The organism is Methylobacterium fujisawaense, from assembly GCF_039619325.1.
Classification (GTDB): domain Bacteria; phylum Pseudomonadota; class Alphaproteobacteria; order Rhizobiales; family Beijerinckiaceae; genus Methylobacterium; species Methylobacterium fujisawaense.
The window spans coordinates 1,772,818-1,798,868 of the sequence record NZ_CP155000.1 but is presented as its reverse complement, the minus strand read 5'-3'; the positions used below and the strand labels follow the sequence as shown (position 1 = coordinate 1,798,868).

The 26,051-nt window shown below is 70.1% G+C and carries 26 protein-coding genes and 1 pseudogene; 17 read left to right on the top strand and 10 right to left on the bottom strand.

The genetic code is table 11. The features are described from left to right. Positions 1-16: 16 nt before the first annotated feature. The 9 genes and pseudogenes from ABC766_RS08735 to ABC766_RS08695 form a co-directional block, all read right to left on the bottom strand. The gene (locus tag ABC766_RS08735; protein WP_345821845.1) at positions 17-736 is read right to left on the bottom strand and encodes a lytic transglycosylase domain-containing protein; all 720 of its coding nucleotides are present in this window, start codon (positions 734-736) and stop codon (positions 17-19) included. Further along, positions 736-1,446 (bottom strand): copper-binding protein, encoded by a 711-nt coding sequence (locus tag ABC766_RS08730; RefSeq protein ID WP_331302661.1) that lies wholly within the window; start codon positions 1,444-1,446, stop codon positions 736-738. Before ABC766_RS08730 ends, ABC766_RS08735 begins: the two co-directional genes overlap by 1 nt. A gap of 78 nt (positions 1,447-1,524) precedes the next feature. Next, on the bottom strand, positions 1,525-1,815 hold the full coding sequence (locus ABC766_RS08725) for a copper-binding protein (RefSeq protein ID WP_331302660.1): 291 nt from the start codon (positions 1,813-1,815) through the stop codon (positions 1,525-1,527). Positions 1,816-1,980: 165 nt separating this feature from the next. Next, positions 1,981-3,399, bottom strand: coding sequence for a copper oxidase (locus ABC766_RS08720; protein WP_331302659.1), 1,419 nt, complete (start codon positions 3,397-3,399; stop codon positions 1,981-1,983). A gap of 41 nt (positions 3,400-3,440) precedes the next feature. Beyond that, positions 3,441-4,970 carry a TolC family protein gene (locus ABC766_RS08715; protein ID WP_331302658.1) on the bottom strand — a complete coding sequence of 510 codons (1,530 nt, stop codon included), beginning with the start codon at positions 4,968-4,970 and terminating at the stop codon, positions 3,441-3,443. Between the two features lie 47 nt (positions 4,971-5,017). Then, complete coding sequence (locus ABC766_RS08710) at positions 5,018-5,314, bottom strand: hypothetical protein (protein ID WP_345821844.1); 297 nt, start codon at positions 5,312-5,314, stop codon at positions 5,018-5,020. Positions 5,315-5,486: 172 nt separating this feature from the next. Beyond that, positions 5,487-5,933, bottom strand: a complete 447-nt coding sequence (locus tag ABC766_RS08705) for a hypothetical protein (protein ID WP_331302737.1) — start codon at positions 5,931-5,933, stop codon at positions 5,487-5,489. Between the two features lie 205 nt (positions 5,934-6,138). Further along, complete coding sequence (locus ABC766_RS08700) at positions 6,139-6,918, bottom strand: DUF2231 domain-containing protein (RefSeq protein ID WP_345821842.1); 780 nt, start codon at positions 6,916-6,918, stop codon at positions 6,139-6,141. A gap of 533 nt (positions 6,919-7,451) precedes the next feature. Beyond that, positions 7,452-8,206 (bottom strand): annotated as a pseudogene (locus ABC766_RS08695) (IS5 family transposase). 127 nt (positions 8,207-8,333) lie between these two features. Here ABC766_RS08695 and ABC766_RS08690 point away from each other — a divergent pair. From ABC766_RS08690 to ABC766_RS08645, 10 genes are all read left to right on the top strand, one after another. Then, positions 8,334-9,542 (top strand): IS701 family transposase, encoded by a 1,209-nt coding sequence (locus tag ABC766_RS08690; protein ID WP_286964676.1) that lies wholly within the window; start codon positions 8,334-8,336, stop codon positions 9,540-9,542. Between the two features lie 220 nt (positions 9,543-9,762). Then, positions 9,763-10,329 carry a sigma-70 family RNA polymerase sigma factor gene (locus ABC766_RS08685; protein WP_345821841.1) on the top strand — a complete coding sequence of 189 codons (567 nt, stop codon included), beginning with the start codon at positions 9,763-9,765 and terminating at the stop codon, positions 10,327-10,329. Beyond that, a complete protein-coding gene (locus ABC766_RS08680) occupies positions 10,326-10,976 on the top strand; it encodes a DUF1109 domain-containing protein (protein ID WP_331302655.1) in 651 nt (216 codons plus the stop codon). The genes ABC766_RS08685 and ABC766_RS08680 overlap by 4 nt, the downstream gene beginning before the upstream one ends. A 164-nt stretch (positions 10,977-11,140) precedes the next feature. Beyond that, positions 11,141-11,374 carry a hypothetical protein gene (locus ABC766_RS08675; RefSeq protein ID WP_345821840.1) on the top strand — a complete coding sequence of 78 codons (234 nt, stop codon included), beginning with the start codon at positions 11,141-11,143 and terminating at the stop codon, positions 11,372-11,374. A gap of 55 nt (positions 11,375-11,429) precedes the next feature. Further along, positions 11,430-11,834, top strand: a complete 405-nt coding sequence (locus tag ABC766_RS08670; protein WP_331302654.1) for a hypothetical protein — start codon at positions 11,430-11,432, stop codon at positions 11,832-11,834. Positions 11,835-11,915: 81 nt separating this feature from the next. Then, the gene (locus ABC766_RS08665) at positions 11,916-12,320 is read left to right on the top strand and encodes a FixH family protein (RefSeq protein ID WP_331302653.1); all 405 of its coding nucleotides are present in this window, start codon (positions 11,916-11,918) and stop codon (positions 12,318-12,320) included. After that, positions 12,317-13,849 (top strand): efflux RND transporter periplasmic adaptor subunit, encoded by a 1,533-nt coding sequence (locus tag ABC766_RS08660; protein WP_345821838.1) that lies wholly within the window; start codon positions 12,317-12,319, stop codon positions 13,847-13,849. Before ABC766_RS08665 ends, ABC766_RS08660 begins: the two co-directional genes overlap by 4 nt. Continuing rightward, a complete protein-coding gene (locus ABC766_RS08655; protein WP_345821837.1) occupies positions 13,846-17,007 on the top strand; it encodes a CusA/CzcA family heavy metal efflux RND transporter in 3,162 nt (1,053 codons plus the stop codon). Before ABC766_RS08660 ends, ABC766_RS08655 begins: the two co-directional genes overlap by 4 nt. A gap of 20 nt (positions 17,008-17,027) precedes the next feature. After that, positions 17,028-17,504 (top strand): DUF411 domain-containing protein, encoded by a 477-nt coding sequence (locus tag ABC766_RS08650; protein ID WP_331302651.1) that lies wholly within the window; start codon positions 17,028-17,030, stop codon positions 17,502-17,504. 311 nt (positions 17,505-17,815) lie between these two features. Further along, positions 17,816-18,028 (top strand): heavy-metal-associated domain-containing protein, encoded by a 213-nt coding sequence (locus ABC766_RS08645; RefSeq protein ID WP_331302650.1) that lies wholly within the window; start codon positions 17,816-17,818, stop codon positions 18,026-18,028. A gap of 35 nt (positions 18,029-18,063) precedes the next feature. Here the strand turns inward: ABC766_RS08645 and ABC766_RS08640 are convergent, their stop codons facing one another. After that, positions 18,064-18,459 carry a hypothetical protein gene (locus ABC766_RS08640; RefSeq protein ID WP_345821836.1) on the bottom strand — a complete coding sequence of 132 codons (396 nt, stop codon included), beginning with the start codon at positions 18,457-18,459 and terminating at the stop codon, positions 18,064-18,066. A gap of 671 nt (positions 18,460-19,130) precedes the next feature. Here ABC766_RS08640 and ABC766_RS08635 point away from each other — a divergent pair. The 7 genes from ABC766_RS08635 to ABC766_RS08605 all read left to right on the top strand — a co-directional run bounded on the left by ABC766_RS08635 (position 19,131) and on the right by ABC766_RS08605 (position 25,986). Beyond that, a complete protein-coding gene (locus tag ABC766_RS08635) occupies positions 19,131-19,463 on the top strand; it encodes a four-helix bundle copper-binding protein (protein WP_331302648.1) in 333 nt (110 codons plus the stop codon). A 56-nt stretch (positions 19,464-19,519) separates the two neighbouring features. Beyond that, on the top strand, positions 19,520-19,999 hold the full coding sequence (locus tag ABC766_RS08630) for a DUF305 domain-containing protein (protein ID WP_345821835.1): 480 nt from the start codon (positions 19,520-19,522) through the stop codon (positions 19,997-19,999). A 62-nt stretch (positions 20,000-20,061) separates the two neighbouring features. Beyond that, positions 20,062-22,503 carry a heavy metal translocating P-type ATPase gene (locus ABC766_RS08625; RefSeq protein ID WP_345821834.1) on the top strand — a complete coding sequence of 814 codons (2,442 nt, stop codon included), beginning with the start codon at positions 20,062-20,064 and terminating at the stop codon, positions 22,501-22,503. Positions 22,504-22,513: 10 nt separating this feature from the next. Then, positions 22,514-23,269: an aminoglycoside adenylyltransferase domain-containing protein gene (locus ABC766_RS08620; protein WP_331302645.1), complete on the top strand. Its 756-nt coding sequence runs from the start codon at positions 22,514-22,516 to the stop codon at positions 23,267-23,269. A gap of 66 nt (positions 23,270-23,335) precedes the next feature. After that, entirely contained in the window at positions 23,336-23,638 is a 303-nt protein-coding gene (locus ABC766_RS08615; RefSeq protein ID WP_331302644.1) for a metal-sensitive transcriptional regulator, read from the top strand. 141 nt (positions 23,639-23,779) lie between these two features. Continuing rightward, positions 23,780-25,141, top strand: a complete 1,362-nt coding sequence (locus ABC766_RS08610; RefSeq protein WP_345821832.1) for a hypothetical protein — start codon at positions 23,780-23,782, stop codon at positions 25,139-25,141. A gap of 11 nt (positions 25,142-25,152) precedes the next feature. After that, positions 25,153-25,986, top strand: a complete 834-nt coding sequence (locus ABC766_RS08605; RefSeq protein ID WP_345821831.1) for a hypothetical protein — start codon at positions 25,153-25,155, stop codon at positions 25,984-25,986. The last annotated feature ends 65 nt before the right edge of the window (positions 25,987-26,051 follow it).

Genomic DNA, 26,051 nt, shown 5'->3' with positions numbered 1-26,051 from the left:
GCCCTTGAGGGCCGCATCAGCCGCCCCCCATGATCCGGGCGGTCCGGATCTCGACGGCGCGGACCCGCGCGACGTGGGCGGTCCAGAACCGGTTCGCCAGGAGCGAGACGGCCGTCGGCGCCGCGCGGGGTCTCGTTGCGGATGTCCGCGGGATGCCGGGACCGGCAGTCGCCGCGACCGTCGCGAGCGACGACCTCACGGCGGCCAGGCGGTCGCGGACGCGCCGGCAATAGTCGATGGAGCGCGGCGTCATGCGCTCCTCGCCGTGGCCGGCGCGATACTTGGCCAGGGCACGGCATACGTCGCCGCCCGCAAGGCTCCAGGCCCGTGCGAGGTAGGCGACGCCGAAGCGGGCGTTCGTGGCCGGGTCGAGGAGTTCCGCGGCCGGCCCGCGATGGCCCAGCATCGCCGCCGTCGCCGGCCGGACCTGCATCAGCCCGAGTTCGCCGACCGTTCCGACGGCCCCGGCGTCGTAGCCGCTCTCGACGAACGCGACCGCCTCGGCGAGCGCGGGCGGGATCCCGCGCGCCGAAGCCTCCCGCGCCAGGAGTTCGCCATAGGCGGCTCGACCGCCGGCCGTGACGTTCCCGACGTCGACGCCCGTGACGGTCGCTCCCGCGTTGCCCCCCGGCCCCTCCGCCGCCTTCGCCGCGCCGGCGGCCGCGGCGAGGCTGAGGAGGACGCCGAGGGCGCGAGGCGCCGCGGCCGGGATTGGGCGCCGCCGGCCGGTCCCCATCACTTGGCCTTCTGGATGCGGGTGACGGCGATGGACCCGTTCACCCGGTCGGCGGAGAACCGCACCCGCTCGCCGGGCTTCAAGCCCTTGAGCATGGCCGGGTCCTGGACCTTGTAGGCCATGGTCATCGCGTCCATCCCGATGTTCGGGATGGTCTCATGGTCGAGGGTCACCTTGCCCGCGGCGTCGTCGACCTTCTTCACGGTCCCGGCGACGAGGGGTGCATTGGACGGCGTCGCCGGCGGCGCCGGCTGCGAGGCCGCCTTTTCAGCGGGAGGCGGTTCGGGCCGGGCCTGGGCCGGGGCCGCCTTCGCTTGACGGTCGAGCGGTCCCTCGCCCGAGGGCGTCTGGTTCGGCTGCGGCCGGTACCCGGCCTCGCGGCTGCGGACCAGCCACCGCTTCAGGTCGTCGATTTTCCCTTGCTGCTCGTCCTGGATCTTCTGCGCGGTCTCGCGCAGCTGCCGGTCCCCGCCGTAATCCAGCTGCGTCTTGGCCAGGAACAGCGTCTCCTCGTAGCTGGCGATGAGCAACTCGGCGAAGTCCCGGTCTGGGTCGCCGGTCAGCTTCGTGTCCCGGAAACGGTTCGCCATCGTCTCGCGCGCCCTCTCCAGGGCGGCCGGCGCACCCTTCGCGGGCTGTGCGCCGGCGCGCTCCGAAACCGAGCAGAAAAGGACCGCGGCGAGCGCGGCGGACAGGATCAGGCGTCGCATGGTCGCTCCATCTCAAAAGCTCGGCGCCCTCGCGCGCGCGACCGGGCGGAAGCCGCGCGAGGACTCGCCCACAGGGCGCTACTTCGCCTTCTGGATCTTCGTGACGGTGTAGGCCCCGCCCGCCTCGGCGACGTCGAAGTCGACCTTGTCGCCGGCCTTGAGATCCTTCAGCATCGCGGGATCCTTGACCGGGTACGCCATCGTCATCGCGTCCATGTCGAGCTTCGGGATCGCGGCGTGGTCGAGCGTGACCTTGCCGGCGGCCGGGTCGACCTTCGTCACAGTCCCCTTCACGGACTGCGCCCACGCCGGTGCCGCGACCGCCAGGAAGGCCGCCGAAAGGAAGGCGAGCGTGATCTTGCGTCTCATGGCTTCTCTACTCCTTGGGTCCATCGAACCGCCGCGCCGGCGCCGTTGAGGGGATCGGCGACCGGCGCGGCGGACTTCGGAAGGGATCGCTCCCGCTCCGAACGGGTCTGCCCGCCGCGCGCGCAACGCCCCCGGCAGGCCGTCGGGCGGCGCGCGGCCGCCGGCTCAGTGCTCGTGGCCGCCCGCGTTCGACGCGGTGCGGCGCGTGCGCGGATCGACGACCCGCAGGTCGGTCTGGCGGGCGCGCCGGCCCTTGGGCGTGTCCGGGGCGCGGGCCGGCTCGGGCATCGGCTCCCCGGTCCACTCGTAGGCCAGGGTGCCTTCCGGGTGCCGGTACCAACCCGGGTCGCGGTAATCGCCGGCCGCCAGGCCCGGGCGGACCTTCAGGACCGTGAACATCCCGCCCATCTCCACGGACCCGAACGGGCCGGCGCCGGTCATCATCGGCAGCGTGTTCTCGGGGAGCGGCATCTCCATCTCGGACATCATGCCGCCGCCGGTCGAGCCCATCGGCATGTAGCCCGGCGCGACCTTCTGGATCTGCTTGGCGGTGCTCTTCAGGTTGACGCCGATATAGGTCCGGACCGAGTGACCCATCGCGTTCATGGTGTGGTGCGACTTGTGGCAGTGGATCGCCCAGTCGCCGGGATTGTCGGCGTTGAACTCGATGGCCCGCATTTGCCCGACCGCAACGTCGGTCGAGACCTCCGACCATTGGCGGCTCTCGTCGATCCAGCCGCCATCCGTGCCCGTGACCTTGAAGTCGACGCCGTGGACGTGGATCGGGTGGTTGGTCATGGTCAGGTTGCCGAAGCGCATCCGGACCTTGTCGCCTTGACGCGCGACCATGGGGTCGATGCCCGGCCACACGCGGCTGTTGAAGCACCACATGTTCATGTCGAGCATCGTGTTGACCTTGGGCACGTAGGACCCGGCCTCGATGTCGTAGGCGTTCAGCAGCCAGACGAAGTCGCGGTCGACCCGACGTTCGGCCGGATCGCGCGGATGCACGACGAAGAAGCCCATCATGCCCATCGCCATCTGGACCATCTCGTCCGAGTGCGGGTGGTACATGAAGGTGCCGGAGCGCCTCAGGATGAACTCGTAGACGAAGGTCTTGCCCGGCGGGATGCCGGGCTGGGTCAGGCCGGCGACCCCGTCCATGCCGTTGGGCAGCGTCTGGCCGTGCCAGTGCACTGCGGTCGCCTCCGGCAGACGGTTGGTGACGAAAATGCGCACCTTATCGCCCTCGACGGCCTCGATGGTCGGTCCCGGAGATTGGCCGTTGTATCCCCAGAGCCGCGCGTTCATGCCGGGCGCCATCTCGCGCACGACCGGCTCGGCGATCAGGTGGAACTCCTTCCAGTCGCCGCGCATCCGCCAGGGCAGCGTCCAGCCGTTGAGCGTCACCACCGGCTGGTAGTCCGGCCCGCTGGTCGGATAGAGCGGCGGCTGCATCGTCGCCTTGTCCATGATCGGGGCCTCCGGCAGGCCCGCGGCCTGGACCCGCCCGCTGATCATGGACGTGCCGGCGAGCACGAGGCCGCCCGCTCCCAGGATCCCTCTGCGCGAGATGTCGGTCATGATGCTTCTCCGAATGCCATGGGCGGACCGGGGTCCCGACCTCAACCGCCGGGCGTCGCGACGGCGAGGCTCGTGCCCGGGCTGCCTCCGGCGGCTTCGCCGCCGTAGTTGTCCGCCGAGAACCCGCCGCCGACGGTGGCCGCCTTGAGGTCGGTCGCCGCGATCCAGAAGTCGCGTTGCGCCTCGATCGCCTGGATGTTGCTCAGGATCCTGGCCCGGGCGTCGACGATCAGCGTGGTCACGTCGAGGAGCATGCCGCTGTATTGCAGCAGCGCCTGGTCCTGGATTGTCCTGCGCAGGGGCAGGACGCTGGTCTGGTAGTGCCGGGTGATGTCGTACTGCCCGCGATAGCGCTGGTACGCCTCGCGGACCTCCGAGCGGGCGTTGACCGCGCGCTCCGCCAAGCGGTTCGCGGTGGCGAGGTAAGACTCCTTCGCGCCGAGGACCGCCGTCGTCCCGAAATCGTAGATGGGGATGGTGAGATCGGCCGTGAACCCGTTCAGGCTGCTCTTGTCGACCTTCGGGGCGGAGCCGCTCTCGAACGTCCTCGACCGCGTGTACTGGTTGGCGAAACCCACGTCGAAGACGCTGACGAAGCCGCTGGCCTGGTTCAGCCCCAACTGCCCCACGAGCGACTGCAGCTCGAAGCGGGCCGCCTGCACGTCGGCCCGCTTGCTCACCGCCTCGGCCTCAATGGCGCGGCCGTCCACGAGACGCTTCGGCAGGGCCGGCAAACCGCTCGGCAGTCGGAAGTCGATCTCGCGCCCCCAGAGGCCGAGCAGGCGGGTCAGGCGCTCGCGCTCCGCCCGCTGTTGGACCCGCGCCTTCCCCAGCTGCGCGCCCAGCTCGCTGTAGAAGGCGTGCTCCCGCGCCTGCTCCAGCTTGTTCAGCGCGCCCGTCTCGCCCAGCTGCGTGGCGAGCGTCGAGGCGGATCCGGCAGCCGCCAAGGCCTGCTCCAGGAAGGCGGTCGCCTGGTTGGCCGCCACGGTCCGGTAGTATTGACGCCGCGCCTCGCCCCCGAGCCGCAGGACCTGCTCCGCCGCGTTGTACTGGTCGGCCCTGAACCGCTGCCGCGCGATCTCGGCGCGCACCGGCAGCGTCGCCAGTTCCAGGACGCTCGCGGCTACGGAGCGCTCGATGTCCGTGTTGAACCCCAGACCCCACTGCGTGATGGAGAAGCGCGGGGAGGGCGGCAGCGTGGCCTGCACGTACTGCGCCTCGGACACGCCGAGGTCGTTGAACGCGGCCTGTAGGCCCCTGTTCTTGAGCAGGGCGACCTGCACGGCGCCGTCCGCTGTCAGCGGACGACGCAGCAGCTCGTCCACCCGCGCTTCCGCGGTCGGCGCGATCCCCTGGTCGCCCCCCTTCACGATGTCCTTGCGCAGTTCGAGCGAGGCGTAGTCGCCCGCGACCGAGAGGCCCGCGTCCGGCGAGAAGCTCGCGCAGCCTCCCAGGAGCGCGGCCAGGACGGCCGAGCTCGCGGCCACGCGCGCGGAACGCCCCCGGACGGTCTCGTCCGGCGCGCGCGCGGTCTTGCCGCCTCGTCCCGGCGCGGTCGTGGTGCGTCCCATGTCGGGTAGTCCGGGATGGGAGCCGGTTCGGTTACAGCGACGGAGCATCATCGGCCTCCGGAATCGCGCTTGCCGCCCATTCCGGGCATCCCGTCCATGCCGGGCATGCCTTCCATCCCGCCGGACCCCGTCTTGGGTGCGACCTGCCGGTTGAGCTCCCGCCAGTCCTTGGGCTCGACGACGCGGAAATCCTGCACGCCCGCGGTCACCTTCGCGTAGCGGGGTGGCGGGACCGGCACGTGCGGTTCCGAGGGTAGGACGAGCCCGACCGGAACGGCGGCGGGCATGCAGCCGGCGAGCGGCAGGACCGCCGCGAGCGCGGCCGGTCTCGGCAACTTGAACATCGTGGATTTCCCGGACTGAGGCGGACGGCCGCGGGCGAGGCCCGGCGCGGCGCCGGTCGCGCGGCCGGGGCCCACGACGGCGTCGCGCCCGACCGAGGCGTCGGGTCGTCGAACGGAATGGTTGCTCGTCCCGCCGAAGCGGCCGTGGGCGCGTGCTAGAACCGCCCGTGCGTCAGGCGCCCAGCCTCGGCGGTCGCTCGATCCGGAGCGGATGCGCGTCGACGGCCCCGTCCTCCTGGACGATCAGGACCCGGTCGGAAGGGCGGTAGTCCGTAGGCGTACCCAACCAGACCGCCACCGGGAGCGCCGCTTGGCAGCCGAGGGTGCAACACGGCGACGGGCAGGCCGGGCGCTTCGAACGGTGCCGGTGTCCCGGGCAACCATCATCGCTGGCGGTCGCAGCCGGCACGTCCTGGGAACCCGCATGAATGCCGGCGTGCCCGGTATCATCCGAACCGTCGTACACCAGTCGCGTGTGTGCGTGGCGTGCCTGGGGCACCGCGCCCGAGATGTCGGCGAGCACGCGGTCGGTCATCGTGGCATGCCGGCCCATCGTGCACGGCGCGGCCGGCGCGATGGCCAGGGCCAAGGCGAGCACGGCAAGCAGCAATGTGCGCACGATGTTCAATGATCAGGGCCCCTGCCCAATCTTGGCGTACATTCGCACGGCCCGGCGGAAGCGGCAATCCAATGCGGCGGGCGCACGCCGCGGAACAACAGTCTGTTGGATTTGCGCCACAAGGCAGTTTCAAGAAGGCTACCGCGAACGCGCCGACATGCACGACACAGTTGTTTGAGCGCGAACCGGACCGGCGGCGCGCCGGTCAATGCGTGTGGTCGTGGTCATGCGGAGCGGCGGCATCCGGAGCCTGAGCCGTACCGGCCTTGCCCGCGGCGGCATCGGGCGTCGCTGGCCCCTGCGCGGGGGCCGCGGGGCCCTGATCCTGCGGTAGGCCGGGCTCATGGCCGTGGTCATGGTCGTGGTCGTACCCATGGCCATGGTCGTGCGGAGCGGCGGCGTCCGGCGCCCGAGCCGTCCCGGCGTTGCCCGCGGCTGCTTCGGGCGTGGCCGGACCGTCCGTTTGCGTGTGGTCATGGTCGTGGGCATGAACGTGGGGCTGGCCGCCGCTTCCGGGGTGGACGTGGTCACCCGATTTCGGGAGCGCCATGACGCCCAGGCCGTAGCGGTAGACGTTCTCGCCGCCGAGCCAGCCCGTGACCGCGAGCGCCCCGGCCCCCCCGGCGAGGAGCGCCAGCAGCGCGATGCCCGCGCCGGCGCCCTTCCGCCGCTCCAGCCAGGCTACACCTCCGGCGACGAGAAAGACCAACGCAGTGGCGACGGCCCAGCGGAGGTGGACGGACATGTTCTCGTGCGAGGCCGCGTCGTGCGCGACCGTGTTGTACGCCGACCAGCCCGTCGCCAGGGTCGCGACCGTGACCGCGATGCCGATCGCGAGGTTCCAACGGGCGGCCGTCGTGAGCGCGGCCCCGGACGGCGCTTTCCTGAACAGGGTTCCTGCGGCGAACAGCGCGGTGGCCGTGATGAGGAGGGCAATCGTGAAATGGACCGCGACCGGATGCCAGTTCGGGATCACCTCGATCATGACCGTACTCCCAGGAAAACGTCGATGATGGGACGGTCGGCTTCCGCCCGGACCGGTTCGGATGGGCAAAGGGCGTCGAGCGGGACGTCGTGCCGGGGTGAACCAGCCGTCGTCGCCGAGTCGGAGGAGAGGCCCGTTCCCGGATACGGTCCCGGACGACCAATCCCCGCGGACGGGGTCACGCCCGCAGGGAGGTTCGGAAGCCCCGTGCCCGCCCCCTCCCGTCGTACCCAACTCGGGTCTAAGAACGGCGCCCAGGCTTGGCAATAATTAGCCGCACATGCCTGCGGGTAGTGGCATGCCCCGAGCGCTGTAACCTTTCGGGGCCCGTTTGCGGACTGACCTTCGAGCCGTGGCGGTTCCCCTTCGCGTTCGGGCGACGGGCCGCGTGACGCGGGCCGGCGGACGACGTGCGCGCCCCATGCGGCACGACGCGGCGGTCGCGAGGGGCATTGCGGGGTGGTGGATGACGCGACGGACTTCGAGCTTTGGCCCGGCATCCACGAACCGGCTCGGCTAGGTAGAAGACTCATTCAGGTCCATGCGATGACACAGGAAACGAGCGCGACGGCGGCGAGGTAGTTGCAGGCCAAGCGGTCGTAGCGGGTCGCGACGCGCCGCCAGTTCTTGAGATGGCCGAACAGGCGCTCGATGCGATTGCGCCGCCGGTAGGCGATCCGGCTGTGCTTGTAGGGCACCGTCCGGGTGGCCGTGGACGGGATGGTGGCGATCACCCGGTGGCTTTTCAGCCAATCCCTCAGGCTCTGCGCATCGTAGGCCTTGTCGGCGATCAGGCGCTTGGGCGGCACCACGGCCTGCACCAGAGGCAGGGCCATGCTGATGTCGGCCACGTTGCCGGGCGTCAGGGCGAACGCAACCGGTCGGCCACGACCATCGGCCAAGCAATGGATTTTGCTCGTGAAGCCGCCGCGCGAGCGCCCGATGGCCTGGCTCCAGGCCCCCCTTTTCCGCCCGATGCCGAGCGGTGTGCCTTCACGTGCGTGGCATCGAGCATCAACTCGTCGGGGACAGGGCCTGCGGCAGCGATCTTGGCAAACAAGCGCTGCCAGACACCGCGCTGCGACCACCTGTTGTAGCGGTTGTAGATCGTCGTGTGGGGCCCGTAGGCGGAGGGCGTATCCTGCCAGCGGCAGCCGACCTTCAGGACGTGCAGGATGCCGCTGATCACCCGCCGGTCGTCGACCCGAGGCTTGCCGGGTTGGCCGTGCGGCAGGTGCGGCTTGATCCGCGCCCAGGCTTCATCCGAGAGCCAGAACAACCGTGCCATCGCGATCCTCTTGCGCTGGAAACCTCAAACTCAGGAAGAAAACGCAAGCGAGCGCAGATGGTTGTATGGGTTCCCTACCTAGCATTACAGTTGCGTTCTTGACGATGTTCTGACTCATTGCGTCACCATGATTCGCACATCATGGACCTCGGGGACCTCAATCGAGGCGACGCTGGAGCTCTGGGCCTCGTCCCTGCGTGACGTGAAGGGTCGTATGCGGCCCCTGTTCACCCAGGAGCGGGTCGCCGCCTCGGCCGGGGCATTTTTGGACGGGCTGCTCGGCGCGGAGCGGCGCAAGACCGGTTGGATGCGGGCGGAAGCCGCGGGCGACCCCGGGCCCTGGCGTCAGCAGGCCGTGCTCGGGCGCGGGCGCTGGGATGCGGATGCGTTGCGCGACGTGGTGCGGGACTATGCCCTGGAGACCCTGGCCGATCCGGACGCAGTCCTGGTCCTCGACGAGACAGGTTTCCTCAAGCAAGGCAAAGCTTCGTGCGGCGTGCATCGCCAGTACACCGGCTCGGCCGGCAAGATCACGAACTGCCAGATCGGCGTGTTCGCGGCCTACGCCTCGCGGCACGGTCACGCGTTCATCGATCGGGCCTTGTACCTGCCCAAGACCTGGACCTCGGATCCGGCCCGATTGGCCGCCGCCCACGTGCCGGAGGGGACGGGCTTCTCGACCAAGCCGGGCTTGGCCCTGGCGATGATCGAGCGAGCGATCACCGCCGGCGTGCCGTTTTCCTGGGTGGCGGCCGACACTGTGTACGGGGTCGGCGACATCGAGATGGCGCTGCGGCGCGCGGGCAAGGGCTACGTGCTCGGGGTCAAGACCGATCACATGTTCAACTCCTGGGCCGGCAAGCCGCCGGTGGCTGGCACTGCCGAGGCGATCGCCGACGGCCTCGCTCCGTCGGCCTGGACACGTCTGTCGGCGGGCGAGGGCACGAAGGGCGCGCGGCTGTACGATTGGGCCTATTGCGAACTGGCCGACCTCGACGGCGCCGACGACGACCAGGACGGCCTGTGGACGCGGGGGCTCCTGATCCGGCGCAGCCTGGCTGACGGCGAGCGGGCGTACTTCACGACGTGGTGCCCGGCCGGCACACCGATCGCGACCTTGGTGGCGGTCGAGGGACGGCGCTGGGCGATCGAGGATGCGTTCGAGACCGCCAAGACCGAGCTTGGGCTCGCCCACAACGAGACCCGCTCCTGGCACGGCTGGCACCGGCACGTCAGCCTGGTGATGCTGGCCTTCGCGTTGCTGGCGGTGATCCGCCATCACGCCAACGCGACGCCCCCAAAAAGCCGAGCCCGGCCGAGGCTACGCGATCCCTGATCCGCTGGTCGGTCCAGGAGATCCGCCGCATCGCCGTGCGGCTGGCGCAGCGGCGCATCCAGCCCGCCCACGTCATCGCGTGGTCGCTCTGGCGACGGGCACATCAGGCGGCCGCCCGAAACGCCCATCTCAAACGCCGCGCCTCAGACGCCAAACCGCATCGACGCCGTAAGACCGGCACGACAAGCCGCAAACAGAAAAGCCACAAAACGCAACTGTAATGCTAGCCCTGGTGCCCCGGGCGGAGGAGGAACTGCGTGGGCTGCTCATCGCCAGCCTCGGGGGTAGCGCGGCCGACTACCGGCGCTTCCTCGGGCGTCTCGGCTCGCATCTGCGCGCTTACTACAAGGGCAAGCTGGTCCGCTCCGGACGGAGCGACACCGAGGCGGAGGATCTCGTCCAGGAGACGCTGATGGTGATCCATACGCGCCGGCACACCTATGACGTCACGCAACCGGTGACGCCGTGGATCCACGCCATCGCCCGGTACAAGCTCATCGACCATCTCCGGCGCACGCGCGCGTCCACGACGGACGTCCCGGTCGAGGATGCGGGCGTGCTGGTGGCCCATGACGATCACGTCGCGGCGGAGAGCTCGCTCGACGTCGAGCGCCTCCTCGCGCACCTGCCGGCCAAGATGAGGAGTGCGATCCGGTCGACGAAGGTCGAGGGACTGAGCACCGCGGAGGCGGCCGAACGCTCCGGCATGACCGAGACCGCGGTCAAGGTGAGCGTCCATCGCGGCCTGAAGGCGCTGGCGAACCTGGTGGGAGGCAAGACGCGATGAAGACCGACGAACTCATCGGCCTCCTGGGCAGCAGCTTCGAGCGCGAGCCTGTCCGGACCCCGTGGATGACCCGCCGGCTCGGGCTGGCGGTGGCCGTCGGCGCCGCGGCCGCGCTCTGCCTCGCGCTCGCGGTCCTGGGGGTTCGTCCCGGCCTGATGCAGGCCCGCCCGCTCGTGTTCCTCGCGTTCAAGTTCGCATTCGCGGCCGCGGTCGGCGGTCTCGCGCTCCGGTATCTCGTCAGGGCCGCGAGGCCCGGCGGCGAGAGCCGCGTCCATCTCGGGGTCGCCGCCCTGCCGTTCGTCGCGGTCGCGGCGCTCGCGGGGGCGAGCCTGTCGATGACCCCGCGCGAGCACTGGCATGGCCTGATCTCGGGCCACACCTGGCTCGAATGCCTCGTCTCGATCCCCCTAATCGCCGTCGTGCCGTTCGCCGTCGTCACGTGGGCGGTCCGGCGGTTCGGGGCGCCGACGGACCTTGTGCGGGCCGGGGCCCTGGTTGGCCTCGCCTCGGGCGCGGTCAGCGCGCTCGGCTATTCCCTGCACTGCATGGACGACACCGTGCCGTTCGTCGCGGTCTGGTACGGAGGGACCATCGCGCTGTGCACGCTGGCGGGGGCGCTCCTGGGACCGCGCCTGCTCCGATGGTAGCGAACAAGCCAAGGGCGTACCAAGGCGGTCGGCGAAGATGACTGTGTCTCGCGGCGCCGGCCGCAGCACGAAAAAGAATTCGCGCAATGTCGTAACAATGAGCGCGGGACGTACGGACTCAAGGAAAGGAGCCGCGAGCTTCCGAGTAATGATCGAGTTCCGCCATGAGAACCAAGATCCTTCCCGTCTTCGCCGGCATTGCAATGCTTGCCGCACTGCCAGGTTATGCGCTCGCGGGGTGGATGGACAACGTCCCGTCCCGCTTCATACCCCAGACGCATCGAACGCCGCCCCGTCCTGTCGGATCGGCGGAGGTCGGCTCGACGACCGGGTCGATCACCGAGATGCGCCGGCGCCCTTCCGTTGAGCGGCCGGCGCGTTCCACCCGGGACTTCTGACGCCGTCGGATCACTTGGCCTTCCGCCCGGACCGAAAAGCTGGCATCGTGAATCCGTGACGTTCTGGCTCGCCCTTCGGCGGCTGATCCCGCTTCTCGCGGTTCTCAGCCTCGCCCTGACGCCGGTGGCCGCCCCCGCGGCCGTCGCGGGCATGCGCGCGTCCGTGATGGCGCAGGTGGGCGTCGGGCACGAGGCGATGCCGGTCGCGGACCCCGCCGACATGGCGGATGTCGACATGGCCGAGATGCCATGCTGTCCGCCCGTGAAGACGGCGAAGCCCGACTGCGCCAAGGCGGGTTGCCCGCTGCTGGCGCTCTGCCTCGCCGGCATCGCTTCCCTCCCGCCGTCCGCGGTGTCCGTGCCGGCACCGGTCGCGACGCGGACGAGCCGGGCGTGGCCCGATGCCGCGTCCTTCGCCAGCATGCACGGGCCACCGTTACCCGAGCCCCCCCGAGCCTGAACCCGATGCCGCCGGCGTAAGCGCCGGCACGATGGCGCGCGACCGCGCGCCGGCGACCATCGCGTTCAGGAGACCGTACCCGTGACCAGGAATCCCTTCGTGCGCGCCCTTACGGCCGCGCTGCTCGGCGCCACCCTGTCGGCCCAGGCCCTGCCGGCGCTCGCCGGCATCAAGGACTATCAGTTCCAGCTCGTGCAGCAGGACGCCAAGGTCGGCGACGCCGTCCTCGCCGTCCGGCTCGTCGACAAGCGCAGCGGCAAGCCGGTGACCGACGCCGTGATCTTCGCCAAGCGCCTCGATATGGCTCCGGACGCCATGGAGGAGATGGCCACCAAGGTCGAGCAGGTGCCGTCGACCGAACCCGGCATCTACCGCTTCAAGGCCCATCTGGGGATGCAGGGCCGCTGGCGCCTGTCGCTGGCCGCCAAGGTCCAGGGCGAGACCGGCACGGTCGAGGGCGACCTGATCGTCCAGGCCGCGAAATGAGCCGGTCCGGATGGCTGGCCGGGGCCCTCGCCGCGCTCGCGGCCGCGGGCGTCGGGTATTGGGCGGGGCACGACGGCCCCGCCGTGTCCGAACTCGCCGGACGCGCGGTCTCGGCGCTGCCGACCGCGCTCGCGGACCGGGCTCGCGACGGGCTCGCGCATCTCCTGCCTCCCGCGGCGGGCCCCGCGAGGGCCGCCCCGTCCGGCCCGATCGTCTACTACCAAGACCCGGACGGAAAGCCGGTCTACTCGCTCGCGCCGATGGTCACGACGGACGGACGCGAGTTCCGGGCCGTCCGCGCCAGCGAGGACGTCCGCTTCGACGGCGAGGCCGTGGAGGCCATGCCCGCCGACATGGCCGCCCACGGCATGGCGGACGGCGGCCAGCCAGCCGGGTCGTCCAAGCCCGGCTCCGGTGACCGACGCGTCCTGTACTACCGCAATCCGATGGGCCTGCCCGACACCTCGCCGGTGCCGAAGAAGGACTCGATGGGGATGGACTACATCCCCGTCTACGCCGGCGAGGACGAGGGCGGCAACGTCGTGACCGTCTCCCCCGGCAAGGTCCAGCGCACCGGCGTCCGGACCGAGACCGTGGAGCGCCGGGTCGTCGCCCAGCCCGTGCGCGTGCCCGGCACCGTCGCCCTCGACGAGCGGCGCGTGACGGTCATCGCGACACGCTCGGACGCGTACGTCGACCACGTCGAGGACGTCACGACCGGCGACCGGGTCCGCAGGGGCCAGCCCCTGGTCCACATCTACTCGCCCGACATCAACGCCGCCGCCGCCCAGCTCATCGCCAATCCCGGCTTCGACGGCGCCCGGCGGCGCTTGCAGAACCTCAACGTCTCCGAGGCGGTGATCGACGAGATGGAGCGCACCCGGAAGGTGCCGATGGCCATCACCTGGTCGTCGGCCCGGGACGGCGTGGTCCTGCAGCGTACGGCCGTCGAGGGCATGAAGGCCGCGGCCGGCGACACCCTGTTCCGCATCGGCGACATCTCGGTGATGTGGGTGCTGGCCGACGTGCCCGAGCGCGACCTCGCCGGGGTGCGCGTCGGACAGTCGGTGACCCTTCGGGTCCGCTCGGCCCCGGGGCGCACGTTCTCGGGCAAGGTCGGCGTGATCTACCCGCAGGTGAACCCGGACACCCGCACCACACGTGTCCGCATCGAGCTGCCGAACCCGGACGGAGCGCTCCTGCCCGACATGTACGCCGAGGTCGAGATCGCCACGGGAACCGGAAAGCCCGTCGTGGCGGTCCCCGACGACGCGGTCATCGATACGGGCGCGCGACAGGTGGTGCTGCTCGACCGCGGCGAGGGCCGGTTCGAGCCGCGCGAGGTCAAGATCGGGGCACGCGGCCCGGGCTACACCGAGATCCGCGAGGGCGTCGCGGCCGGCGACCGGGTGGTCACGGCGGCGAACTTCCTGATCGACGCCGAGAGCAACCTCAAGGCCGCGCTGCAATCGATGGCGGCCCCGAAGTCGGACGACCGGCAGGCCGCGAACATGGAGGCCAAGCCATGATCGCGCGCCTCATCGGATGGTCGGCCCGCAACCTCGTCCTGGTGCTGGTCGGGACCGTGTTCGCCGTGGCGACGGGCGTCGTCGCCCTGCGCACCCTGCCGCTCGACGCCATCCCCGACCTCTCGGACGTGCAGGCCATCGTCTACACCGAGTATCCGGGTCAGGCGCCGCAGGTGGTGGAGGATCAGGTCACCTACCCGCTGACCACCGCCATGCTGACGGTGCCGAAGGCGAAGGTGGTGCGGGGCTTCTCGTTCTTCGGGGTCTCCTTCGTCTACGTCATCTTCGAGGACGGCACCGACCCGTATTGGGGCCGCTCGCGGGTGCTGGAATACCTCAACGGCGCGGCGAGCCGCCTGCCGGCCGGGGTCACACCGACGCTGGGCCCCGACGCGACGGGCGTCGGCTGGGTCTACCAGTACGTGGTGGTGGCCCGGGAGCGGACGCTCGCCGAGCTGCGGTCCCTGCAGGACTGGGTGGTCCGGTTCGGGGCCTCGCGCGCCGAGGGCGTGGCCGAGGTCGCCGGCGTCGGCGGGTTCGTGAAGCAGTACAACGTCGTCGTCGACCCGAACCGTCTGCGCGCCCAGGGCATCTCGCTCAACAAGCTCCGGGACGCGATCCGAACGAGCAACGCCGACGTCGGCGGGCGCACGGTCGAGCTCTCCGAGTTCGAGTTCATGGTGCGGGGGCGCGGCTATCTCAGGAGCGTCGCCGACATCGAGAACATCGTGCTGAAGACCTCCGGCGGCACCCCGCTGCGGGTCCGGGACGTCGCCCGGGTCGAGCTCGGGCCGGACGAGCGCCGCGGCATCACCGAGCTGAACGGCGAGGGTGAGGTCGCCGGCGGCATCGTGCTGCAGCGGTTCGGCGCGAACGCCCTCAGCGTCATCGAGAACGCGAAGGCGAAGCTCGCCGAGGTGGCCAAGAGCCTGCCCGCCGGCACCGAGATCCTGCCGGTCTACGACCGTTCGCAGCTCATCGACGCCGCCATCGAGACGCTGCGGCACACGTTGGTCGAGGAGAGCGTCGTCGTCTCCCTGGTCTGCATCGTGTTCCTGTTGCACGTCCGAAGCGCGCTGGTGGCCATCCTGATGCTGCCGGTGGGCATCCTGATGGCGTTCGCGGGCATGAAGGCTCTGGGGCTGGGCGCCAACATCATGTCGCTCGGCGGCATCGCGATCGCGGTCGGCGCCATGATCGACGCCGCCATCGTCATGATCGAGAACGCCCACAAGCACCTGGAGCGGGCGCCGGAGGGCAAGCCGCGCGTCGAGATCCTGGTCGAGGCCGCCGCCGAGGTCGGCCCGTCCCTGTTCTTCTCGCTGCTCATCATCACGGTGAGCTTCCTGCCGATCTTCACCCTGGAAGGCGAGGAAGGCAGGTTGTTCGGGCCGCTCGCCCTGACCAAGACCTTCGCCATGGCGGCGGCGGCGCTCCTGTCGGTGACCCTGGTCCCGGCCCTCATGACGCTGTTCGTGCGCGGGCGCATCGTCCCGGAGCACCGCAACCCGGTGAACCGGCTCCTGATCTGGCTCTACCGGCCCCTCATCGCCGGCGTGCTCCGGGCCCGGGTCCTGACCATCGTGCTGGCCCTCGGCGTGCTGGCGGCCACGGTGTGGCCGGCGCGTCAGCTCGGCTCGGAGTTCATGCCGGAGCTGAACGAGGGGACGTTGATGTACATGCCGACCACGTTGCCCGGCATCTCGGTGACGAAGGCCGCCGAACTGCTGGCGACCCAGGACCGGATCATCAAGAGCTTCCCGGAGGTGGCCTCGGTCTACGGCAAGGCCGGGCGCGCCAACACGGCGACGGATCCGGCGCCGATGGAGATGGCCGAGACCATCATCAGCCTCAAGCCGAAGGCGGAGTGGCGCCCGGGCGTGACGCTCGCGAGCCTCAAAGCCGAGATGGACCAAGCGCTGCAGTTCCCGGGCGTGTCGAATGCCTGGACGCAGCCGATCCGCGCCCGCATCGACATGCTCTCGACCGGCATCCGCACGCCGGTCGGCATCAAGGTCCTCGGGACCGACCTGAAGCAGATGGAGGGCGTCGCTCGGCAGGTTGAGGCGGTGGTTCGGAAGGTGCCAGGCACTTCGAGCGCCTACGCCGAGCGGGTCATCGGCGGCTACTTCCTCGACATCGCGCCGGACCGCGAGGCGCTCGGGCGCTACGGCCTGAGCGTCGGCGACGTGCAGGACGTCATCGCGACGGCGCTCGGCGGCCAGTCCGTCACGAACACCGTCGAGGGTCGCGAGCGCTACACGGTGAACGTTCGCTACCCGCGCGCCTTCCGCTCGGATCCGCGGGCCATCGCCGACGAGGTGCAGGTGCCGCTGCCGGCGGGGGGGACGGTGCCGCTTCGCGAGGTGGCCAAGGTCGAGCTCACGCGGGGGCCGACCTCGATCCGCACGGAGAACGGGCAGCTCGCGGTCTACATCTTCGTCGATCTCGCGGGCCGGGACCTCGGCAGCTACGTCGCCGACGCGCGGGCCGCGGTCGACAGCGAAGTCAGGCTACCGCCGGGCACGACCCTGCAGTGGAGCGGGCAGTACGAGTACCTTGAGCGGGCCGCGGCGCGCCTGAGGATCGTGGTGCCCCTGACGCTGCTGGTCGTGTTCCTGCTGCTCTACCTGAACTTCCAGCGCCTGACCGAGACGCTGATCGTCATGCTGTCGCTGCCCTTCGCGCTGGTCGGGGGCGTCTGGCTGATGTGGTGGATGGGCTTCAACATGTCGGTCGCGGTGGCGGTCGGGTTCATCGCGCTCGCCGGCGTGGCCGCCGAGACCGGCGTGATCATGCTGGTCTACCTCGACCATGCACTCGACGAGGTCAGGGCCGGATGCGGGCGAGAGGATCGCCCGCTCACGAGGGAAGATCTGCGGCGGGCCATCATGGTCGGCGCCGTCGAGCGGGTCCGCCCTAAGATGATGACGGTGGTCGCCATCATGGCGGGCCTCCTGCCCATCCTCTGGAGCACCGGCTCGGGCTCCGAGGTCATGCAGCGCATCGCGGTGCCGATGATCGGCGGGATGGTTTCGTCGACCGTGCTGACCCTCGTCGTGATTCCGGCCGTCTACGCGCTGGTGAAGGGGCACGGGCTACCGCAGGCCGCTGTGGAGACCGAGGATAGGGCACGGATGCCTCTGGCCGCCGAATGAGGAACCGACAGGAGCGGATGATGAGGTCATATAAGATGCCGTCCCGACGAGTGTTGCTCGCAGGCCTGGCCGCGGGGCTGGCTGTCGCGCGGCCCGTCTTGGCGGAGGGTTTGCCGCCGATCGCCGTCACCAAGGACCCGAACTGTGGCTGCTGTCAGAAGTGGGTGGCTCACCTGCGCGAGGCCGGCTTCACGGTGGCGGTGACCGAGGGGCCGGTGAATCCGGTCAAGGCGCGTCTCGGCGTGCCGCAGGACCTAGCCTCCTGCCATACCGCCGTCGTGGACGGTTACGTGGTCGAGGGACACGTGCCGGCCGACGCGATCAAGCGCCTGCTCTCGGAGAAGCCCAAGGGAACGGGCTTGGCAGTTCCGGGCATGCCAGTCGGCTCGCCCGGCATGGAGGTCACTGGCATCGAGCCCCACGCCTACGAGGTAGTTCTATTCGGCCCGCTAGGCCGAAGCCCTTTCGCCCGGTACCGTGGCGAGATGCCGGCCTGAGGCCGTGGCCGGTTCAGCGTTCGGGTATCGCTGCCGCAGGCGGGCCCCCCTCGCACCCGACTTCGATGTGGGTTTCGGACGCTCGTCCCGCATGACGGAGCCGGGCGGCGGATCGGGCCCGTGCGGGCGCAGCGGCCTTGCCTTCGGCGGTGACAAGTTTGGGAAGCGGCGCCCGCTCGATGTGCTCGCGGTCGAGCGCGATCCTGTGGGCGATGTCCGATGACCCGCAGCAACTCCAAGACATTCGCGACCCTTGACCTTCCCATCATGGGAAGCCCCATCTGGATGGGACGCCACCATGAGAGAGCGTCATGTATCACTTCAAGGTCGACAAGATGGGGTGCGGCGGCTGCGCCAAGTCAGTGACCAGGGCCGTCGTCGACATCGAGCCGGGCGCCCAGGTCGAGGTGGACCGCGAGGCCAAGCTCGTGACCGTATCGGGCGCCGCCGGTCCGAGCGACCGCATCGCCCAGGCCATCGCCGCCGCAGGCTACCCGGCCGAGCCGCTCGGCACGACGGCGTGAATCGAGCCGGGGCAACCAAACCCAGCTGCGCGCATTCACGTGCCAGGGGCGACGCAGTCCCGGCATTCGGGATCGAGATCAGCGACCGGCATGGGTTTCGACAGGCACATCGTGCGTTCGATGGCGGTGATGGTCCTCGCGATCATCGCCTTCGTCGCGCCGTTCGCCGTCGAGGCGCACGAGGGGCACGTCCACTGCGCCGGCCACAAGCGCGCGGTATCGGTGGTCCCTACGGCGTCCGCTTCCAAAGAGAACCCAGGTCCCGCCGCGTCGTCGCGCATCTCAGAGATGCCGGTGAAGCTCCTGGCAGCGCCCCGCCTCCAGGCGGCGGCCGGTCGGTCGACCGCCTCGCTTCGGGCGGCCGGTGCCGACCGATGCTGCTGCCCCAGCGCCTGTAAGCGCGGCTGTTGCGGGGCGATGGTCTGCGGCACGGTCGGCATCGTCGCCGGAGCTGCATCCCTGGTCGCCCCCGTGTTCCGGGCGGCTGTGCTGATCCCGCACGACGCACCCGGTCGCGCGGGCATCGGCCCCGAGGCGCTACGCAAACCGCCACGAACCCTCGCGTGAGATAAGGCGCGCCTGAGGCGCGCGACGCCCGAGGTGCGCCCGTGAACGCGGCCCGCGCCCCGACATCCCGTCGCGAGGCTTCCTTCCATGCCGGGTCGTCTTGTCGCCGCCTTCGGCGTGTCCGCGGCGTCCGGGTCCGCCCCCTTGGGCCGCGCCCGGAGCCGCAATCCCGACAGCCATGACCCGGTGGCGATCCGCGAGGAACAAGCCCCGGTTCGCATCCGCATTGCGCGAACGCGACGGCGAGTGCGCCCGGCATGGCGGGCGGTGACCGGCTCGGGATGTCCCGGAGCTTGGGGCATCGCACTTCCACGGCACGCCGGGCCCCAATCCGCATCGGTCACGGGGCACTTCCACCCCTCGGGTGTACGCCCTGATATATATAAGTATTAAGGAAATTAGTCAGAACAAAAAGATTGAACAATCTGCGCTTAACGAACTTGTTCAACTGTCATTGTCGTTATCACTGCTCGTTTGGCAGTCATGACGATTATTCATGACGCCCTAAAAACTACCTAGTCAGAGGAGATATCGAATGCACCAGATGTCGAGCGAGATGCAGTCCTGCATCGACGAGTGCCTGCGTTGCTATCAGACCTGTGTCGGCATGGCCTCGAACCACTGCCTTCCGGCCGGGGGCAAGCATGTCGAGCCGGAGCATTTCCGGCTGATGCTGGCCTGCGCCGAGATCTGCAGGACCTCGGCGCATTTCATGCTGCTCGGCACCTCGCACCACAAGCATACCTGTGCCGAGTGCGCCGACGTTTGCGAGGACTGCGCCCGCAGCTGCGAGCAGGTCGGCGACATGCAGCACTGCGTCGAGCAGTGCCGTCGCTGCGCCGAGAGCTGCCGGAAGATGGCCGCCTGACGGACCCGGGGCGGCCGGTCGAGGCCGCCCCTCGACTTCAACGAGAGGAGGCGATCATGCTGGTTCGTACCTTGATCCTCGCCGCGGCCCTAGCTCTCCCGGGCGCCGGGACGGCCCTGGCGGCCGACCACGACCACAATCCCGTGCAGTCCGCCGTGAAGCTGCCGGAGGCCTGCAAGTCGGCCACCGCCGGCAAGGACGCCGAGCTGAGGGACATGCAGGGGCACATGTCCCAGGCCATCCAGGGCATGGGCGGCGAGATGACCGAGACGCAGAAGGGCCTCCGTCAGGTTATGATGGCGATGAACGGCCCGATGATGCAGGGGATGATGGCGGGGGACCCCGACGTCGGCTGGGTCTGCACCATGATCCCGCACCACCAGGGCGCCATCGACATGACCCGGGCCGCGCTGAAGGGCCTCGACAACGCCGAGAGCAGGCACCTCGCCGAGAAGACCATCGAGGAGCAGGAGAAGAGCGTCAAGGAGCTCGTCGCCTGGCTCGACAAGAACGCCAAGAAGGAAGGCAACCGGTAAGCCGCCGGGCTGCGCCGCCCGCGGCACGGCGCAGCCCGGCGGCCCACGCGAAGGGATCGGTCATGAGCGACGCGCCACAGGAACACCATCCGGCCCCGGCAGGCCACGCTTGCTCCGGAGGCCACGACCATGTCGCCCACGGCCACGGTCATGGGCATCGCCACGACCACGGCCCTCAGGCCGGCGTCGCGGCGAACGACGCGGGTGCCTCCCGCGTGAAGGACCCTGTCTGCGGGATGATGGTCGATCCGCACGCGACGGAGTTCCGGGCCGGGCACGACGGGCACCCGTACTACTTCTGCTCGAACGGCTGCCGGACCAAGTTCGAGGCCGACCCGGTCCGCTACGTCGATCCGGCCCAGGCTGCCGCGAAAGCCGAACCGGTGCCCGAGGGCACGGTCTACACCTGCCCCATGCACCCGGAGGTCAGGCAGGTCGGGCCCGGGGCATGCCCGATCTGCGGGATGGCGCTTGAGCCGGCGATGGTCGGCGCGGACGACGGCCCGAGCGGGGAACTCATCGACATGACGCGCCGGTTCTGGGTCGGGCTGGTCCTGACCGTGCCGGTGTTCGTTCTGGAGATGGGCGGGCACCTGTTCGGCCTGACGGAGCGTCTCGGCCAACAAACCTCCAACTGGATCCAGCTCGCGCTCGCCACCCCGGTGGTGCTTTGGGCTGGCTGGCCGTTCTTCGTCAGGGCCTGGCACTCCGTTCTGTCCCGCAACCTGAACATGTTCACCCTGGTCGCCCTCGGGACGGGCACGGCCTACCTCTACAGCGTGGTCGCGACGCTGGCCCCGGGGCTGTTCCCCGACGCGCTGCGCGGGCACGGCGGGGCGGTGCCGGCCTACTTCGAGGCGGCCGCCGTCATCACCGTGCTCGTGCTCCTTGGGCAGGTCCTGGAGCTCCGCGCCCGCGAGAGCACCGGGGGCGCCCTGCGGGCGCTGCTCGACCTCGCGCCGAAGACGGCGCGACGCGTCCGGCCCGATGGCACGGACGAGGAGGTGCAGCTCGACGCCATCGCCGTCGGCGACCGGCTGCGGGTGCGACCCGGCGAGAAAGTGCCGGTCGATGGTGCGGTGGTGGAGGGCCGCAGTTCCGTCGACGAGAGCCTGGTGACGGGGGAATCGATGCCCGTCGCCAAGGAGGCCGGCGCCCCCGTCATCGGCGGCAGCCTCAACCAGTCCGGATCGCTGGTCGTCGAGGCGACAAAGGTCGGCCGCGACACCATGCTGGCGCGCATCGTCCAGATGGTGGCCGAGGCCCAGCGCTCGCGCGCACCCATCCAGCGCCTCGCCGACCAGGTCGCGGGTTGGTTCGTGCCGGCGGTGATCGGCGTGGCGATGCTCGCCTTCGGCGCCTGGATGGTCTTCGGGCCGGAGCCGCGCTTCACCTTCGCCCTGCTGGCGGCGGTGGCGGTCCTCATTATCGCCTGCCCGTGCGCGCTCGGGCTCGCCACGCCGATGTCCATCATGGTCGGCGTCGGCCGGGGCGCCGGGGCCGGTGTCCTCGTCAAGAACGCCGAGGCGCTGGAGCGGATGGAGCGGGTCACGACCCTCGTGGTCGACAAGACCGGCACGCTGACCGAGGGCAAGCCGGCGGTGACGCGGGTGGTGGCGGCCGAAGGCTTCGACGAGGACGCGGTGCTGCGCCTCTCGGCGAGCGTCGAGCGCGCGAGCGAGCACCCGCTCGCCCTCGCCATCGTGGCGGTCGCCGGGAAGCGCGGGATCGCGACCGCCCCAGTCTCGGAGTTCGACAGCCCGACGGGGAAGGGCGCCCTCGGCACGGTCGAGGGCCGTCGCGTCGCGCTGGGCAACGCCGCCTTCCTGGGCGAGCAGGGTGTCGACGTCTCGACCCACGCGGCCGAGGCCGACGAACTCCGGCGCGACGGCGCCACCGCGATCTTCGTCGGCGTCGATGGCCGGTTGGCCGGGGTCATCGCCATCGCCGACCCGGTGAAGGCGACGACGGCGGAGGCGCTGGCCGCGCTCCGGGCCGAGGGCATCCGCGTGGTGATGCTGACCGGCGACAACCGCACCACCGCCGAGGCGGTGGCGCGCCGGCTCGGCATCGAGGAGGTCGAGGCGGAGGTCCTGCCCGACCAGAAGGCTGCCGTGGTCGAGCGCCACAAGGCGGCGGGGCAGGTGGTCGCGATGGCGGGCGACGGCGTCAACGACGCCCCGGCGCTCGCTGCCGCGGACGTCGGCATCGCCATGGGCACCGGCACCGACGTGGCCATCGAGAGCGCCGGCCTGACGCTGCTCAAGGGCGACCTCACAGGCATCGTGCGCGCCCGGCGACTCTCGCGAGCCGTGATGGGCAACATCCGCCAGAACCTGTTCTTCGCCTTCATCTACAACGCCGCCGGCGTGCCGGTGGCGGCGGGCATCCTCTACCCGTTCCTGGGCATCCTGCTCTCGCCGGTCATCGCGGCGGCCGCCATGGCGCTGTCCTCTGTGAGCGTGATCGGCAACGCCTTGCGCCTGCGGGCCGCGCGCTTGTGAGGGGCGACGCGTGACCGCGCTCTCGGACGCCCTCGCCGTGATGCACCCGCTTGCCGCGACGACGGCGGAGCGATTCCTGATGGCGGTCGACGCGGAGCTGCCGGGCCTCGTCACGGGCCTCCACGTGGTCGGCTCCGCGGCGCTCGACGACTTCGTGCCGGGACGGTGCGACCTCGACTTCGTCGCCGTCACCGCGTGGCGCCCGGATGCCGACGCCCTCGACCGGCTCGCCGACATGCACGCGACCCTGGCCTCGACGGAGCGGACGGCCCTTGACGGCAACTACGTCGCCGCGGCTGACTGGCGGGGATCGGGGATCGAGGGACTGGTCGTCCGTTCCGGCCGCTTGGAGGCGCGGTCCCAGCGCCGCGATCGCCCGGTCGACAGGCTCGCCCTCTCCGAGCACGCCCTTACCCTCCGCGGTCCGCCGCCCGGCTGGTGGGACGTTCCAGAGGTCGATGGCTGGGCGGCCCAGGCGCTCGGATCCCTTCGTCTGTCGGCCGATGCGGCGGAGGTGGACGAGGTCGTGCTGGGCGCCTGCCGGCTGCACTACCTGCTCGCGCTCCGACGCATCGCCTCGAAGTCCGAGGCCGGGCTGTACGGGCTGATCACCTTCGAGGAACGCTGGCGGCGCATCGTCGACGAGGCGCTGCGCCTACGCCGCTCGCCGGATGCGCCGGCCCTGTACACCGACGAAGGCGAGCGCCGCCGGGAGGCGCGCGCCTTCGTCGACATGGCCGCGGAGGATGGGCTTTCCCTGTCCTGAATTAGCTTCCGGGGTTCCGGCGGGCGGCGCGGGCGCCTATCTAGGCGGTCGCAACATGGGCCCGAGATGAGCGAACCGGACGACAGGCACGGCGGCGTGGCCGTGGACCATACCCGCCAGATCTCCCGGCTGCGCCGCATCGAGGGGCAGGTTCGCGGTCTCCAGCAGATGATCGAGAACGGTCGTTACTGCGTCGACGTCGCCCATCAGGCCGACGCCGTCATCGCCGCGCTCCGGCGGGTGCAGTCCGACATGCTGCGCGACCACATGCAGGCCCTGGTTCAGGCCACGCTCACCGGCGACCTGCCCGAGGAGGAGCGCCGCCGCCTTGCCGACGAGATGAGCCGCCTCGTCGCCAAGGTCATCTGACCGGCGTCGGGAGCGGCAGCCGTGGCTGAACTGCAACGGACCTGAAGCAAACGACGCGAATTCCGGGATAGCGCGCGCCGCCCCCCTTTTCCGCGCCCTCGGCTGAAAATACCCCTGTAGGGTATCGAGTCGGAGGGCGACATGATCGGACGGCGCACATTCCTGGCCGGCGCGCTCGCGTCGGCGGCCGCGGGTCCCTTCGGAGGGATTGCCGCGCGGGCGCTCGGGAACATCGAGCAGCGCAACGAGGTCAGCTTCCTCAGGGGGCCCTACAACCTCGCATTCTTCTACCGGCTCAACAAGGCCTACCGCATCGGCGCCGGGATGCACTTCTTCCACTCGAAGCAGCACGACCTGCTGCAGCTGACCCGGTTCGAGGACCACGCCGCGGTCGACGCCCGCTTCGACAAGGAAGCCCAGGAATGGCTGCGCGATCCGCCGGCCATCGAGCCGGAGATGCCGTACTACTCGAACTACGTCGACCGGGCCATGCACACGCTGTTCCGGACCATCGACTGGACGCACATGCATCACGAGCAGACCTACGACGTGATGGCGTTCCGGGAGATCCCTTGGGCAGAGAAGAAGGCCTGGACCGACCGCGCGGTCAAATACTACCTCACGATGCAGACGCCGGGGGTGCCCCGCAGCGTCGCCCCGCTGGAGCTGACCATGCGACGGGCGGGCATCATGATGAAGCCCTACTTCAACTACTTCCGGAACTTCTATCCCCTCGACCAGAGCCTGTTCTACGTCGCCCACTGGTGGCACCCGGCCGCCTACGAGACGCAGATGATCTCGGGCAACCGCGACCAGGAGGTCGCCATGGCCCAGACCATCGACCTCATGTACCGCGAGGTGATGGCCGACCGGCCCGCCCGCATGCTGCTCTCGCGCGAGATCATGCCGCGCTATTCGAGGATGTCGCCCGAGAGCGCGAACATCTTCGACAACCTGCACATGCTCCACGGCATCGCCTACTCGATCCTCGCCTACAAGGGCTGGTCGGTCGAGGAGAAGCGGGCCGAGATGTACCGGGTCATCGAGGCCATGGGCTATCAGCCCGGCGACGAGGCCTTCACCCGTAAGTTCCGCGAGCCGTATCCGTCGTTCGATCCGCGCACCTATCCCGCCTGGGTGCGGTCCCCGCAAGGCGCCATGGGCATGATCATGATGGACATGCTCATGGAGATGCTGCCGATGATGTACCCGCAGGGACTCGCCAAGGCGCAGAGAGCCGCGATCATGCGGCAGATGATGATGAACGGCCGCCTCGGCATCGAGCCGGGCGAGGTCCCCGGTTCGCTCCACGACGCCATGATGCAGGTCGCCCCCGGCATGCGGATGATGCCCGGTTCGACGGAGCCGGGCGAGGCGCCGTCCATGATGGTCGAGCACATGGTCCAGGCCTGGAAGGCCAAGGCCGCCCGCATGCCCGACGTCGCCCCGATCGACATGACCATCGAGCCGAGCCTCGGCCCGGCCCGCATCGCCATTCGCTGAGGAGGCGCCCGATGTCGAAGACCACGCGTGCCGCCCTCGCGACCCTCCTCGCCCTCTGTGCCGGCCCGGCGCTCGCCGCCGACCACTCCAACCTGGAGGAGGGGCTGCCCATCACCATCGAGGACGCCTATCCGATCAAGGAGAACGGCCTCGAAGTGCAGTCCTACTTCCAATACAACCGCATCCGGAACGATCCGCGGGGTGCCAGCAGCCTCATGGCGGTGCCGCGCCTGGAATGGGGCGCGTTCAAGAACTTCCAGCTCTCGGTCGAGGCCCCTTACCGGGTCGGCACGGCGAGCGACACCGACCAAGGCGAGTTCCGGGCGCAGGGCTTCTACAACTTCAACCAGGAGGGGCTGGTCCTGCCCGCCATGGCAGTCGCGCTCGGGGTGAACACGCCCTACGGCCGGATGGCCGGCGGCACGGAGACCGAGCTCAAGTTCCTGGCGACGAAGTCGTTGGGCACGCCAGATCCGGAGGGGCTGTCGCCGTACTCCTACGTGCCGCGCCAAGTGCACTTCAACGCATCGTGGTACCACAACTACGACCCGACCACCGGCCGGGAGGCCGAGAGACGCGACCGATACCGCGTCGGCGTCGCCTATAGCCAGCCGATCTCGAATTCCGTCGTCCTCGTCGCCGACGTCTACCGCGAGACCGACCGGGAACGCGGCCGGGCGGTGAACCTGGCCGAGATCGGCGCACGCTACATGGCAACCCCGCAGACGGTGCTGGTCGGGGCGGTCGGCGTCGGCTTCGGCGGCGACCGCAGCCAGGACTTCAGGGTCACGGCCGGCCTGCAGCACTCCTTGAGCTTCCCGTATTCGTGGGACCCGCCGCGCTGACCCTGGTTGAACAGCATGGGTGGGTTGCGCCATATCACGGAACCCTACCCCTAGGGGGTATGTTG